This is a genomic window from Pseudomonas fluorescens (assembly GCF_002022275.1).
GTDB lineage: Bacteria > Pseudomonadota > Gammaproteobacteria > Pseudomonadales > Pseudomonadaceae > Aquipseudomonas > Aquipseudomonas fluorescens_AJ.
This window is the reverse complement of record NZ_MSDF01000021.1, coordinates 24539-37058: the sequence shown is the minus strand read 5'-3', so window position 1 is coordinate 37058 and position 12520 is coordinate 24539. Positions and strand designations below refer to the sequence as shown.

12 protein-coding genes are annotated in these 12520 nt (G+C 58.9%); 6 read left to right on the top strand and 6 right to left on the bottom strand.

All coding sequences use genetic code 11. The annotated features are described in order from the left end of the window. Nucleotides 1–437: 437 nt before the first annotated feature. Together BFW87_RS17330 and BFW87_RS17325 are read right to left on the bottom strand one after the other, a co-directional pair. Complete coding sequence (locus BFW87_RS17330) at nucleotides 438–1655, bottom strand: argininosuccinate synthase (protein WP_048720141.1); 1218 nt, start codon at nucleotides 1653–1655, stop codon at nucleotides 438–440. Nucleotides 1656–1784: 129 nt separating this feature from the next. Beyond that, a complete protein-coding gene (locus BFW87_RS17325; protein WP_078740974.1) occupies nucleotides 1785–2693 on the bottom strand; it encodes a flagellar protein MotY in 909 nt (302 codons plus the stop codon). A 156-nt stretch (nucleotides 2694–2849) separates the two neighbouring features. Between BFW87_RS17325 and pyrC the strand changes: the two genes are divergently transcribed. Both pyrC and rnt read left to right on the top strand, forming a co-directional pair. Then, nucleotides 2850–3896, top strand: a complete 1047-nt coding sequence (gene pyrC, locus BFW87_RS17320) for a dihydroorotase (protein ID WP_078740973.1) — start codon at nucleotides 2850–2852, stop codon at nucleotides 3894–3896. Next, on the top strand, nucleotides 3893–4564 hold the full coding sequence (gene rnt, locus BFW87_RS17315; protein ID WP_078740972.1) for a ribonuclease T: 672 nt from the start codon (nucleotides 3893–3895) through the stop codon (nucleotides 4562–4564). The genes pyrC and rnt overlap by 4 nt, the downstream gene beginning before the upstream one ends. Nucleotides 4565–4861: 297 nt before the next feature. On the opposite strand, the gene BFW87_RS17310 is transcribed toward rnt, so the two are convergent. After that, nucleotides 4862–5464, bottom strand: a complete 603-nt coding sequence (locus BFW87_RS17310; protein WP_003172097.1) for a peroxiredoxin — start codon at nucleotides 5462–5464, stop codon at nucleotides 4862–4864. A 231-nt stretch (nucleotides 5465–5695) separates the two neighbouring features. On the opposite strand from BFW87_RS17310, the gene BFW87_RS17305 reads away from it, so the two are divergent. Together BFW87_RS17305 and bfr are read left to right on the top strand one after the other, a co-directional pair. Next, a complete protein-coding gene (locus BFW87_RS17305) occupies nucleotides 5696–5914 on the top strand; it encodes a bacterioferritin-associated ferredoxin (RefSeq protein ID WP_078740971.1) in 219 nt (72 codons plus the stop codon). Nucleotides 5915–6114: 200 nt separating this feature from the next. Next, complete coding sequence (gene bfr, locus BFW87_RS17300; protein WP_078740970.1) at nucleotides 6115–6585, top strand: bacterioferritin; 471 nt, start codon at nucleotides 6115–6117, stop codon at nucleotides 6583–6585. Between the two features lie 69 nt (nucleotides 6586–6654). Here the strand turns inward: bfr and grxD are convergent, their stop codons facing one another. Together grxD and BFW87_RS17290 are read right to left on the bottom strand one after the other, a co-directional pair. Next, a complete protein-coding gene (grxD, locus tag BFW87_RS17295) occupies nucleotides 6655–6993 on the bottom strand; it encodes a Grx4 family monothiol glutaredoxin (protein WP_078740969.1) in 339 nt (112 codons plus the stop codon). Nucleotides 6994–7077: 84 nt separating this feature from the next. Then, nucleotides 7078–9186: a molybdopterin oxidoreductase family protein gene (locus tag BFW87_RS17290; protein WP_078740968.1), complete on the bottom strand. Its 2109-nt coding sequence runs from the start codon at nucleotides 9184–9186 to the stop codon at nucleotides 7078–7080. Between the two features lie 433 nt (nucleotides 9187–9619). Here BFW87_RS17290 and argF point away from each other — a divergent pair, with 433 nt between their 5' ends. Further along, the gene (argF, locus tag BFW87_RS17285) at nucleotides 9620–10540 is read left to right on the top strand and encodes an ornithine carbamoyltransferase (RefSeq protein WP_078740967.1); all 921 of its coding nucleotides are present in this window, start codon (nucleotides 9620–9622) and stop codon (nucleotides 10538–10540) included. Next, nucleotides 10537–11646: an ABC transporter ATP-binding protein gene (locus BFW87_RS17280; protein ID WP_078740966.1), complete on the top strand. Its 1110-nt coding sequence runs from the start codon at nucleotides 10537–10539 to the stop codon at nucleotides 11644–11646. The genes argF and BFW87_RS17280 overlap by 4 nt, the downstream gene beginning before the upstream one ends. A gap of 135 nt (nucleotides 11647–11781) precedes the next feature. On the opposite strand, the gene ybaK is transcribed toward BFW87_RS17280, so the two are convergent. Further along, complete coding sequence (gene ybaK, locus BFW87_RS17275; RefSeq protein ID WP_078740965.1) at nucleotides 11782–12252, bottom strand: Cys-tRNA(Pro) deacylase; 471 nt, start codon at nucleotides 12250–12252, stop codon at nucleotides 11782–11784. Nucleotides 12253–12520 lie beyond the last annotated feature (268 nt).

The following is a 12520-nucleotide window of genomic DNA, read 5'->3' as shown; positions in this document are numbered from 1 at the left end:
CTTTCCGCGAGCTTACATATTTTGAGGGAAATATCCGCCCTCGAAGACGCTCAGGGTAAACGGGACGCACACGATTTTCAGGAAATGCCCATTGCGTCTCGCTGGCGAGCAGGCGGGCTGGTGGGAATAATCCGACTGTTTTAGTTCCATTCAACATAGCCTACAACTTCCTTAATTCCTACAGAACTTTCAGCGTCTTACAGACGCTTCGTAATAAGGTAGTGAAACTTCTGTAAGATATAGTTCCTGTGGAGGTGTTAAAAATTCGTACAACCGGGCGGAAGTCTCCAATCAATAAACTTCAACACTCAACAAGACTTAAACATTGACCCGGAAAACTTTAAACATCACGGGTGATTCAATAGCTGTTTCTATTATTCAGGCAAAAAAAAATGGCCCCTTGAATAAGGGGCCATTTTTTACAACGAAGGGATCAATCAGAACAGCTTGCGACCCTTGTTGGCAGCAATGCGCATGCGCAGGGCGTTCAACTTGATGAAGCCTGCCGCGTCCGCCTGGTTGTAGGCGCCGCCGTCTTCTTCGAAGGTGGCGATGTTGGCGTCAAACAGCGACTCATCGGACTTGCGACCGGTGACGATCACGTTGCCCTTGTACAGCTTCAGGCGCACTACGCCGTTCACGTGGGCCTGGGAAGCGTCGATCATTTGTTGCAGCATCAGACGCTCAGGGCTCCACCAGTAGCCGGTGTAGATCAGGCTGGCGTACTTGGGCATCAGCTCGTCTTTGAGGTGAGCCACTTCGCGGTCCAGGGTGATGGACTCGATGGCGCGGTGGGCGCGCAGCATGATGGTGCCGCCTGGCGTCTCGTAGCAGCCACGGGACTTCATGCCCACGTAACGGTTCTCGACGATGTCGAGACGGCCGATACCGTGTTCGCCGCCGATGCGGTTCAGGGTCGCCAGCACGGTAGCCGGGGTCATTTCGACGCCGTCCAGCGCGACGATGTCGCCGTTGCGGTAGGTGAGTTCCAGGTACTGGGCCTTGTCTGGAGCGTTCTCCGGGGAGACGGTCCATTTCCACATGTCTTCTTCGTGCTCGGTCCAGGTGTCTTCCAGCACGCCGCCTTCATAGGAGATGTGCAGCAAGTTGGCGTCCATCGAGTACGGGGACTTCTTCTTGCCGTGACGCTCGATCGGGATTGCGTGCTTTTCAGCGTAATCCATCAGCTTTTCACGGGACAGCAGGTCCCATTCACGCCACGGAGCAATCACTTTCACGCCTGGCTTGAGGGCGTAGGCGCCGAGTTCGAAACGGACCTGGTCGTTGCCTTTGCCGGTGGCACCATGGGAAATGGCATCCGCGCCGGTTTCGTTGGCGATTTCGATCAGGCGCTTGGCGATCAGCGGACGTGCGATGGAAGTACCCAGCAGGTACTCGCCTTCGTAGACGGTGTTGGCGCGAAACATCGGGAAAACGAAATCGCGGACGAACTCTTCGCGCAGGTCGTCAATGTAGATCTCTTTCACGCCCATGGCTTGCGCCTTGGCACGTGCAGGTTCGACCTCTTCGCCCTGACCCAGGTCAGCGGTGAAGGTCACCACTTCACAGTTATAAGTATCCTGCAGCCACTTGAGGATCACCGAAGTGTCCAGGCCGCCGGAATACGCGAGAACGACCTTGTTTACGTCGGCCATGCCATCACTCCACGGGGTTGTACGGAAAGGCGACGATTCTACCGACCAAAACCATGAAATTACAGGGGCGCGACAGCAAATGAAGATAAAGCGACAGATTATGTCGAGAGGGCGACCGATGGTCGCACCTCAGGAGGTGTGGGCAGGGTTGCTCGGGGCAGTGGCCTGAGGTGCCGGTTTTTCAGGCGCAGCCACGCGTTCGAGCTGAATATTCACGCGACGGTTACGTGCCCGGTTGGCGGCATTGGTGTTGGGGGCCAACGGGTAGCTCTCGCCGTGGAAACGCATGGTTATCTGCGATTCCGGGATGCCGTTTTCCTTGAAGTAGTCCGTCACTGCGAGGGCGCGACGGCGTGAGACGTCACGGTTGGTCAGGCGATTGCCGCTGTTGTCGGAATGGCCGTTCAACTCGATATGGTTAACCGTGGGATCAGCCTTCATGAACGCGACAATCACTGCCAGTTTCTTCTTCGCCGCTGCGTCCAGCTCGATACCGCCACCGGGGAAGCCGACTTCAGTCTGTTTGACCTGGTCGTAATTCATCGGCAGCAGCTTGGTGGTGCACAGCTGATAATCATTGAACGCCTTGTTGAACTTCACCGGTAAAAGGCGAATTTCCGAGTAGCCACCTTCGCGTCCGTAGTGCCGCACGGTCGGGCTGCGCCCTTCGAGCAAACCGGCGAACAACCGCCCCGCCTGGGCCTGGGAACTGTTGAACAGCACATCGCCACTGCCGACACGCACGGCGCCCAGGTTGATATCACCACGGCCCGGCTGCCAGGGTGCGGCGGCGGCCAATAGAGTGGCAGAGCCCGCGCCCAGTGCGCCGTTGTAGGCTTTGAGGCGAAACGTCGCTTGCTCGCCCGCCCGGCGCACGAACTCACCCGAGCCGAAATCGGTGATCGGCTGGGTCAGGCGGCACTCGAACTGGTCACCTTCCACCTTCCACTCAATGTTCTCCAGACGTGTCTGGAACGTGAGGGCCATTGCAGGCAGGCTGGCGAACACACTGAGCAGGGCTAGATAATGCTGGCGCACGGGAGGCTCCACTGGTTTCTACAACACTTCAAAGCGTCATACGTCGTTAAGGCATACCCAGGGATATCGGACGCCTGCAGCAAAACTTGATAGCGAGTGCCTGCAAGAGTCTTTTCCGGTAGCATTCCCACCAGATTGACCCGCCTGGAATCCCCAATGTCCGACCGCCTGACCCTGCTGCGTCCCGACGACTGGCATATTCATCTTCGCGATGGTGCTGCGTTACCCCAAACTGTGGCCGATGTCGCGCGCACGTTTGGCCGCGCCATCATCATGCCTAACCTGGTACCTCCGGTACGTAATGCCGAGCAAGCCGATGCCTATCGCCAGCGAATCCTCGCTGCGCGCCCGGCCGGCAGCCGCTTCGAACCGTTGATGGTGCTTTACCTCACCGACCGCACCCAGCCTGAAGAAATTCGTGAAGCCAAGGCCAGCGGCTTCGTGTACGCCGCCAAGCTCTACCCGGCGGGCGCGACCACCAACTCCGATTCCGGCGTGACCAGCATCGACAAGATCCTGCCCGCCATCGAAGCCATGGCTGAAGTCGGCATGCCGCTGTTGATCCACGGTGAAGTCACCCGTGGCGACGTCGACGTGTTCGACCGTGAAAAGATCTTCATCGACGAGCATATGCGCCGTGTGGTCGAGCTGTTCCCGACCTTGAAGGTGGTGTTTGAACACATCACCACTGCCGATGCCGTGCAGTTTGTGAACGAGGCCTCGGCCAACGTTGGCGCAACCATCACCGCGCATCACTTGCTCTACAACCGCAACCACATGCTGGTGGGCGGGATTCGGCCGCACTTCTATTGCCTGCCGATCCTCAAGCGCAACACCCACCAGGTGGCCTTGCTGGATGCCGCCACCAGCGGCAGCCCGAAGTTTTTCCTCGGCACCGACTCCGCGCCTCACGCCCAGCACGCCAAAGAAGCCGCGTGCGGCTGTGCCGGTTGCTACACCGCGTATGCGGCGATTGAGCTGTACGCTGAAGCGTTCGAATCGCGTAATGCGTTGGACAAACTTGAAGGCTTTGCCAGCCTCAACGGCCCGCGTTTCTACGGCCTGCCGGCGAACACCGACCGCATTACCCTGGTTCGTGAAGACTGGACCGCCCCTGCCAGCCTGCCGTTTGGCGAGCTGACTGTTATCCCGCTGCGCGCCGGTGAAACACTGCGCTGGCGCCTGCTGGAGGAAAGCAAGTGAGTGAAGACCATTACGACGACGAACACGAGCACAGTGGCGGCGGCTCTCGCCACCCGATGGCCGAGCGCTTTCGCGGCTATCTGCCGGTTGTCATCGACGTAGAAACCGGTGGTTTCAACTGCGCCACCGACGCATTGCTGGAAATCGCTGCAACGACGATTGGCATGGATGAACAGGGCTTTGTGTTCCCGGAGCACACCCACTTCTTCCGCGTCGAGCCGTTTGAAGGTGCGAATATTGAAGCCGCCGCGCTGGAGTTCACCGGCATCAAGCTTGATCACCCACTGCGCATGGCGGTCAGTGAAGAAGCAGCGTTGACCGACATCTTCCGTGGCGTGCGCAAGGCATTGAAGGCCAATGGCTGCAAACGCGCGATCCTGGTCGGCCACAACAGCAGCTTCGACCTGGGCTTCCTCAACGCCGCCGTGACGCGCCTGGACATGAAGCGCAACCCGTTTCACCCGTTCTCCAGCTTCGACACCGCGACCCTTGCCGGCCTGGCTTATGGCCAGACGGTATTGGCGAAAGCCTGCCAGGCAGCCGGTATCGACTTTGACGGCCGTGAGGCCCACTCGGCTCGCTACGACACCGAGAAGACCGCCGAGCTGTTCTGCGGCATCGTCAACCGCTGGAAGCAGATGGGCGGTTGGGAAGATTTCGGCGACTGACAGGCTTTTTCTAGCAAGCAGGCTTGTTGTGGCAAGCGGGCTTGTTGTGGCAAGCGGGCTTGTTGTGGCGAGCAGGCTTGTTGTGGCGAGCAGGCTTGCCCTGCGTTGGGCTGCGAAGCAGCCCCAGATCCTGACACCGTGGTTTAACAGGTTAACCGCGGCGGTCTTATTGGGGCCGCTGCGCAGCCCAACGCGGGCAAGCCCGCTCGCCACAGAAGCCCGCTCGCCACACACCCAAATGCAGCGCATAAAAAAACCGGCCTTCTCAGGCCGGTTTTTTTGTCCCGCGAATCTGGCTTACAGCTTGCCAGCGTTCTCGGTCAGGTAAGCCGCAACGCCTTCTGGCGAAGCGTTCATGCCTTTGTCGCCTTTTTTCCAGTTGGCAGGGCAGACTTCGCCGTGCTCTTCGTGGAATTGCAGGGCGTCAACCAGACGGATCAGCTCTTCCATGTTACGGCCCAGCGGCAGGTCGTTGATGATCTGCGAGCGCACAACGCCCTTGTCGTCGATCAGGAACGCGCCACGGAAGGCCACGCCGCCTTCGGACTCAACGTCGTAGGCCTTGGCGATGTCGTGCTTCATGTCGGCAGCCATGGTGTATTTGACTTTGCCGATGCCGCCATCATTGATGGCAGTGTTGCGCCAGGCGTTGTGGGTGAAATGGGAGTCGATGGAAACGGCTACCACTTCAACGTTGCGTGCCTTGAAATCGTCCATGCGGTGGTCCAGAGCGATCAACTCGGACGGGCAGACGAAGGTGAAGTCCAGCGGGTAAAAGAACACCAGGCCGTATTTGCCTTTGATGGCTTCAGACAGCTTGAAGCTGTCTACGATTTCGCCATTGCCGAGGACGGCAGGTACGTCGAAATCCGGGGCTTGTTTGCCGACGAGTACGCTCATTGGGTATCTCCTGATGCAAGGGTGACGATTGAAGTAAAAGGACCGGCCCAAGTCTGCTGCTATCAAGCGACAGCCCTGTGACACAGTCACGCTTCGTGAAGACCGGCCATCATACACGGAAAAAACCGTTCGTCAGCGCGAGCAAAGTCCTGCGAATCTACTTTGACAATCATTCTCGTTAACATTAAGATCCATCGCACTTAAGCCTTAAACCCGCGACGGTTCTCCCTTATGTATGTCTGCCTCTGTACTGGCGTCACCGACGGACAAATCCGCGAAGCAATCTATGAAGGTTGCTGCAGCTACAAAGAAGTGCGTGAAACCACCGGCGTTGCCAGCCAGTGCGGTAAATGTGCTTGCCTCGCCAAGCAAGTGGTACGGGAAACCCTGACACAGCTGCAAACAGCCCAGGCCGCACTCCCCTACACAGCAGAATTTACACACGCTTAATCAGGCGTGTTTTAAAGAACCGGACTCAGTGTCCGGTTTTTTTATGCCCGTAATTCAATTAGTTAGCGCCAAGACGCGGAACACAAACATTCTTATTCCGATTAATTTTCATTTATTATTCAATAACTTAGGTTTGACACTCGGGTTTTCGCCGCTCAAACTCTGCCCCTACACAGCGATTACAGGGCAGGACCCCAGTCATGAAAGGCGACATTTCAGTCATCCAGCAACTCAACAAAATCCTTGCCAATGAACTGGTCGCGATCAATCAGTACTTTCTGCATGCGCGCATGTACGACGATTGGGGCCTGGAAAAGCTCGGCAAGCGTGAATACAAAGAATCGATCAAAGCCATGAAGGACGCTGACGCGCTGATCAAGCGCATCCTGTTCCTGGAAGGCCTGCCGAACGTGCAGGACCTGGGCAAGCTGAACATCGGCGAACACACCGAGGAAATGATCAGCAGCGACCTGGGTTTTGAGCGCAAGAGCCACAGCGACCTCAAGGCCGCCATCGCTCACGCTGAAACCAAGGGCGACTTTGGCAGCCGTGAACTGCTCGAAGATATTCTGGAAGACCAGGAAGAACATATCGACTGGCTGGAAACCCAACAGGGCCTGATCGTTAAAGTCAGCCTGGAAAACTACCTGCAATCGCAGATGGGCGAATAACCCACTTCGCGCAGGTACAAAAAAGCCCCGCTCTCTGTCGAGAAGCGGGGCTTTTTTATTGCAGGCGAATCAAGCGTCGGTTTTGGCCGCCGCGTTTGCCGCTGCGTCTTTGATCAGCGCTTGCAACGAACCATCAGCTGCCATCTCAGTGATGATGTCGCTGCCGCCGACCAGCTCACCGGCTACCCACAGTTGCGGGAATGTCGGCCAGTTGGCGTACTTCGGCAGGTTGGCGCGGATTTCAGGGTTTTGCAGGATATCCACGTAAGCGAATTTCTCGCCACATTGCATGATGGCCTGGGAGGCCTTCGCGGAGAAACCGCACTGAGGAGCATTCGGCGCGCCCTTCATGTAAAGCAGAATGGTGTTGGCAGCAATCTGCTCTTTGATCGTTTCGATGATATCCATGGAACACCTCGGCTGGAACTTTGCGACTCACAGGTCGGCACGGTGGCGCATTGTAACGCAAAATTCCAGCGCGGTGCTCGGGCCTTATGCGGCGGCCACCTGCACCGGCACGCCGTTCAGCGCGGCGTTCCCCGACAATTCGTCGAGTTGCCGCTCGTCGGTCAGGTCATTCGCGCTGGCTCCCGGCTGACCGCTGGCGATGCTCATCTGCACGCCTGGGCGACCGTGACCCCAACCGTGCGGCAGGCTGACCACGCCGGGCATCATATCCAGGCTGGCGACCACTTCCACTTCGATCATGCCGATGCGCGAGCTGACACGCACGCGCTGGCCGTCGCTCAGTTGGCGGCTGGCCAGGTCATCCGGGTGCATCAGCAACTGATGGCGCGGCTTGCCTTTCACCAAGCGGTGATAGTTGTGCATCCAGGAATTGTTGCTGCGCACGTGACGACGGCCGATCAGCAGTAGTTCGTCGGCCACCGGCACCGGTTGCGCCGCAAAGCGTGCAAGGTCCGCGAGGATCACAGCCGGCGCCGCCTGCACCTTGCCGTTGGTGGTTTTCAAGCGCGCCGCAAGATTGGCATGCAACGGGCCCAGATCGACGCCATGGGGATGATCGGCCAGCATCGCCACCGAGAGTTTGTGTTCGGAGGCGTCACCGTATGTCCCCGCGCGCAACCCGAAGTCGATCATCTGTGCGGGCGGCAGGGTGGGTTTGAGGGCGACGCCGGTCTGCGCTGAAAACGCCTCTGCCAGGCCGACAAAGATCTCCCAGTCATGCAGCGCGCCCTCAGGCTTGGGCAGAATCGCGCGATTGAAACGGGTGACGTTGCGCACCGCGAACATATTGAACGTGGTGTCGTAGTGATCATTCTCCAGCGCCGAGGTCGACGGCAGGATCAGGTCGGCGTACCGCGTGGTCTCGTTGATATAGAGGTCGATGCTGACCATGAACTCCAGACCTTCCAGGGCCTGCTCCAGTTGCCGCCCGTTTGGCGTCGATAGCACGGGGTTGCCCGCCACCGTCACCAGCGCGCGGATTTGCCCTTCGCCCTCGGTAAGCATTTCTTCAGCCAGGGCCGACACCGGCAGCTCACCGCCGTACTCAGGGCGACCGGATACGCGACTCTGCCAGCGATTGAAATGCCCGCCGCCGGTGGAGGCGACCAGATCAACCGCCGGTGTGGTGCACAAAGCACCGCCGACGCGATCAACGTTCCCAGTGACCAGGTTGATCAACTGCACCAGCCAATGGCACAGCGTGCCGAAAGCCTGGGTCGACACGCCCATACGCCCGTAGCACACCGCTTTATCTGCTGCGGCAAAATCCCGCGCCAACTGGCGGATCTGCTCGGCGGGCACCGCGCATTGGCGGCTCATGGCCTCGGCGGTGAACCCGGCGATTGCATGGCGCACCTCTTCCAGGCCTTCAACCGGCAAATGACTGTCGCGCGTCAGGTTCTCGGTAAACAGGGTATTGAGCACACCGAACAGCAACGCCGCATCGCCGCCCGGGCGCACGAACAGGTGCTGGTCGGCTATCGCCGCCGTCTCGCTGCGCCGTGGGTCGACCACCACCACTTTTCCGCCTCGCGCCTGGATCGCCTTGAGGCGTTTTTCCACGTCGGGCACGGTCATGATGCTGCCGTTGGACGCCAGCGGGTTGCCGCCCAGAATCAACATGAAGTCGGTGTGGTCGATGTCCGGAATCGGCAGCAGCAGACCATGCCCGTACATCAAATGGCTGGTGAGGTGATGGGGCAACTGGTCGACAGAAGTCGCCGAAAAGCGATTGCGCGTCTTCAACTGGCCGAGGAAGTAGTTGCTGTGAGTCATCAGCCCATAGTTATGCACGCTGGGGTTGCCCTGATACACCGCCACCGCGTTCTGCCCATGCCGGGCCTGGATGCCTGACAGCCGTTCGGCTACAAGCGCAAAGGCTTCTTCCCACGCAATCGGCCGCCATTCACTGCCCTCGCGCAACATAGGCTGGTGCAGGCGGTCCGGGTCATTCTGAATATCCTGCAGCGCCACCGCCTTGGGGCAGATATGCCCGCGGCTGAAGGTGTCGAGCGGGTCGCCTTTGATCGAAGTGATCGCCAGGCTGCCGTCGTCGGCTCGAGTGGTTTCCAGGGTGAGCCCGCAAATGGCTTCACACAGATGGCAGGCACGGTGGTGGAGAGTCTTGGTCATGGCCAGTCTCTTTATCAGGCTTTGATTTCACTATGGGCTGCGACCGAGGCGAGCACCACCAACGTTCGCCCGGTGAATCGAGTGGCATCAGGCCAAGGCATGGCTAAGCGTGAGCAAATGTTTCAAAACCCGCCCGCAGGCCTCTGAAACCGACGCAGTCTGGCCTGGACCCGCCCCGGCGCATTGCAAAATATCTCGACGCCAGTGTACAAATGGCCCGCTGCTGTCCGGTAATTGTCTTCAAAAGCGTCTTTACGCCCCTCTTGAACACCCTTAAAAACCGTAGCCCTATTGGTAAGACGCGACATTTAATTATAAGATCGCGCCTTCCCCTATTTCGTCGCCCCGTGCGGCTTTCGCCGCAGGTCTCGCCCGTTGTCACAATAAACAAGGCTTTGAGTATCTGCGGTCTGTTGCAAAAAGGTAGTTAATGATGAGCGCAAGGCACTTTCTCTCCCTGATGGATTGCACGCCCGAAGAGCTGGTCAGCGTGATCCGTCGAGGCATTGAGCTTAAAGACCTGCGTAACCGCGGCGTACTGTTCGAGCCTTTGAAAAACCGTGTGCTCGGGATGATTTTCGAGAAGTCCTCGACCCGCACCCGCGTGTCGTTCGAAGCCGGCATGATCCAGCTCGGCGGCCAGGCCATTTTCCTGTCTTCGCGCGACACCCAGCTGGGTCGTGGCGAAACGGTCGCCGACAGCGCCATCGTGATGTCGAGCATGCTCGATGCGGTGATGATCCGCACCTTCGCCCACAGTACCGTGACCGAATTTTCCGCCAACTCCCGCGTGCCAGTGATCAACGGCCTGTCCGATGACCTGCACCCGTGCCAGTTGCTGGCCGACATGCAAACCTTCCTTGAGCACCGTGGCTCGATCCAGGGCAAAACCGTGGCCTGGATCGGCGACGGCAACAATATGTGCAACAGCTATATAGAAGCGGCGATCCAGTTCGACTTCCAGTTGCGCATCGCCTGCCCTGAGGGCTACGAGCCCGAAGCACGCTTTCTGGAGCAAGCCGGTGACCGCGTCACCCTCGTGCGCGACCCGCGCGACGCCGTGCTCGGCGCGCACCTGGTCAGCACCGACGTGTGGACCTCAATGGGCCAGGAAGAAGAAACCGCCAAGCGTCTCGCCTTGTTCGCACCGTTCCAGGTGACCCGCGCCCTGCTCGACCTGGCGGCACCGGACGTGCTGTTCATGCACTGCCTGCCTGCGCACCGCGGCGAGGAAATCAGCCTCGACTTGCTCGACGACAAACGTTCGGTCGCCTGGGACCAGGCCGAGAACCGCCTGCACGCGCAAAAGGCGCTGCTCGAATTCCTTGTGCAGCCGTCGTACCGCCACGCATGAGCCAGCCATTACTGCTGAACCTGCGCAATCTGGCATGCGGCTATCAAGATCAACGGGTGGTGCAGAACCTTAACCTGCACCTCAACGCTGGCGACATCGGCTGCCTGCTGGGCTCCTCGGGCTGCGGCAAAACCACCACCCTGCGCGCGATTGCCGGGTTCGAGCCGGTGCACGAAGGCGAAATCAGCCTGGCCGGCGAAGTGATTTCCAGCGCCGGTTTCACACTGGCACCGGAGAAACGTCGTATCGGCATGGTGTTCCAGGACTACGCGCTGTTTCCCCACCTCAGCGTGGCCGACAACATTGCCTTCGGCATTCGCAAGCACCCGCAAAAAGATCGCGTGGTCGCGGAATTGCTCGAACTGGTCAACCTGAAAAACCTCGGCAAACGCTTCCCTCACGAGCTGTCCGGCGGCCAGCAACAACGCGTCGCCCTCGCCCGCGCCCTGGCGCCGGAGCCGCAGCTGTTGCTGTTGGACGAACCGTTTTCCAACCTCGACGGCGAACTGCGGCGCAAGCTCAGCCATGAGGTGCGCGACATCCTCAAGGCTCGCGGCACCAGCGCGATTCTGGTCACCCACGATCAGGAAGAAGCGTTCGCCGTGAGCGACCAGGTGGGGGTGTTCAAGGAAGGCCGCCTTGAACAGTGGGACACGCCCTACAACCTTTATCACGAGCCGCAGACGCCTTACGTCGCGAGCTTTATCGGCCAGGGTTATTTCATTCGCGGGCAATTGAGCTCACCGGAATCGGTCAGCACCGAACTGGGTGACTTGCGCGGCAACCGTGCCTACACCTGGCCAACCGGTGGCGCCGTGGACGTGTTGCTGCGCCCAGATGATATCGTTTATGCGCCAGACAGCGCGTTGAAAGCACGGATTGTCGGCAAGACGTTTCTGGGCGCTTCGACGCTATACCGTTTGCAGTTGCCGACGGGTGCGCAGCTGGAGTCTATTTTCCCGAGCCATGCGGATCATCAGGTTGGCGTGGACGTGGGGATTCGGGTGGCCGCCGAACACTTGGTTCTATTCCAGGCCTCAGGCAGTACCGCTGCGCAGATTCCTCACGCCGAGTCAGGGGTGCGCCGCTACAGCCCCGCCAACTGATCTCTGACGAAACTCAATCAAAAATGTGGGAGGGGGCTTGCTCCCGATAGCAGTGTTTCAGTCAGCTTATTTGTAGCTGACACACCGCCATCGGGAGCAAGCCCCCTCCCACATTAGATCTTCAGTAGCATAAGATTACGCCCGGCCAATTTCCGCAAATTTGGCCTGGGTCTGCTCAGCCAACACCGCCGCCGGCAGCTCCACTTCCAACCCCCTCCTCCCCGCACTCACAAAAATCGTCGCGAACGGCTGCGCCGTCACATCGATAAACGTGCGTAAACGCTTCTTCTGCCCCAACGGGCTGATGCCACCCAACAAGTAACCCGTGGAACGCTGCGCCGCAGCCGGGTCGGCCATTTCGACTTTTTTCACCCCAGCCGCCTGAGCCAGGGCTTTTAAATCCAGGCTTCCGACGACCGGCACCACGGCCACCAGCAATTCGCCTTTCTCGCTGCTGGCCAACAGCGTCTTGAACACCTGCGCCGGGTCGAGGCCCAATTTTTCCGCGGCCTCCAGGCCATAGGAGGCAGCCTTGGGGTCGTGTTCATAACTATGGATGCGATGTTCGGCGCGAACTTTTTTCAACAAATCCAATGCAGGGGTCATGAAGGCTCCGGGCGTGGCAAACAGATGGCCAATTCTAGGCCAAGGCCATGCAAAAGGCTCTAGTACGCCCACTGGAAAGAGAAGCCCACCTCGCCCCTGGCGTGATCATTCACCAGACCTATAGTTGGAAAATGACCGATCGTTCACTTTCGACCTTTGACAGCCGTCATTCTTGTCTATATTTTTTCGTTTCCGAATACTGTAGGAATAGTGCTGCAGTACTCCAGCAGTAAGCCGCGGACAGGATGGGGATCCTGGCCACGGTGAA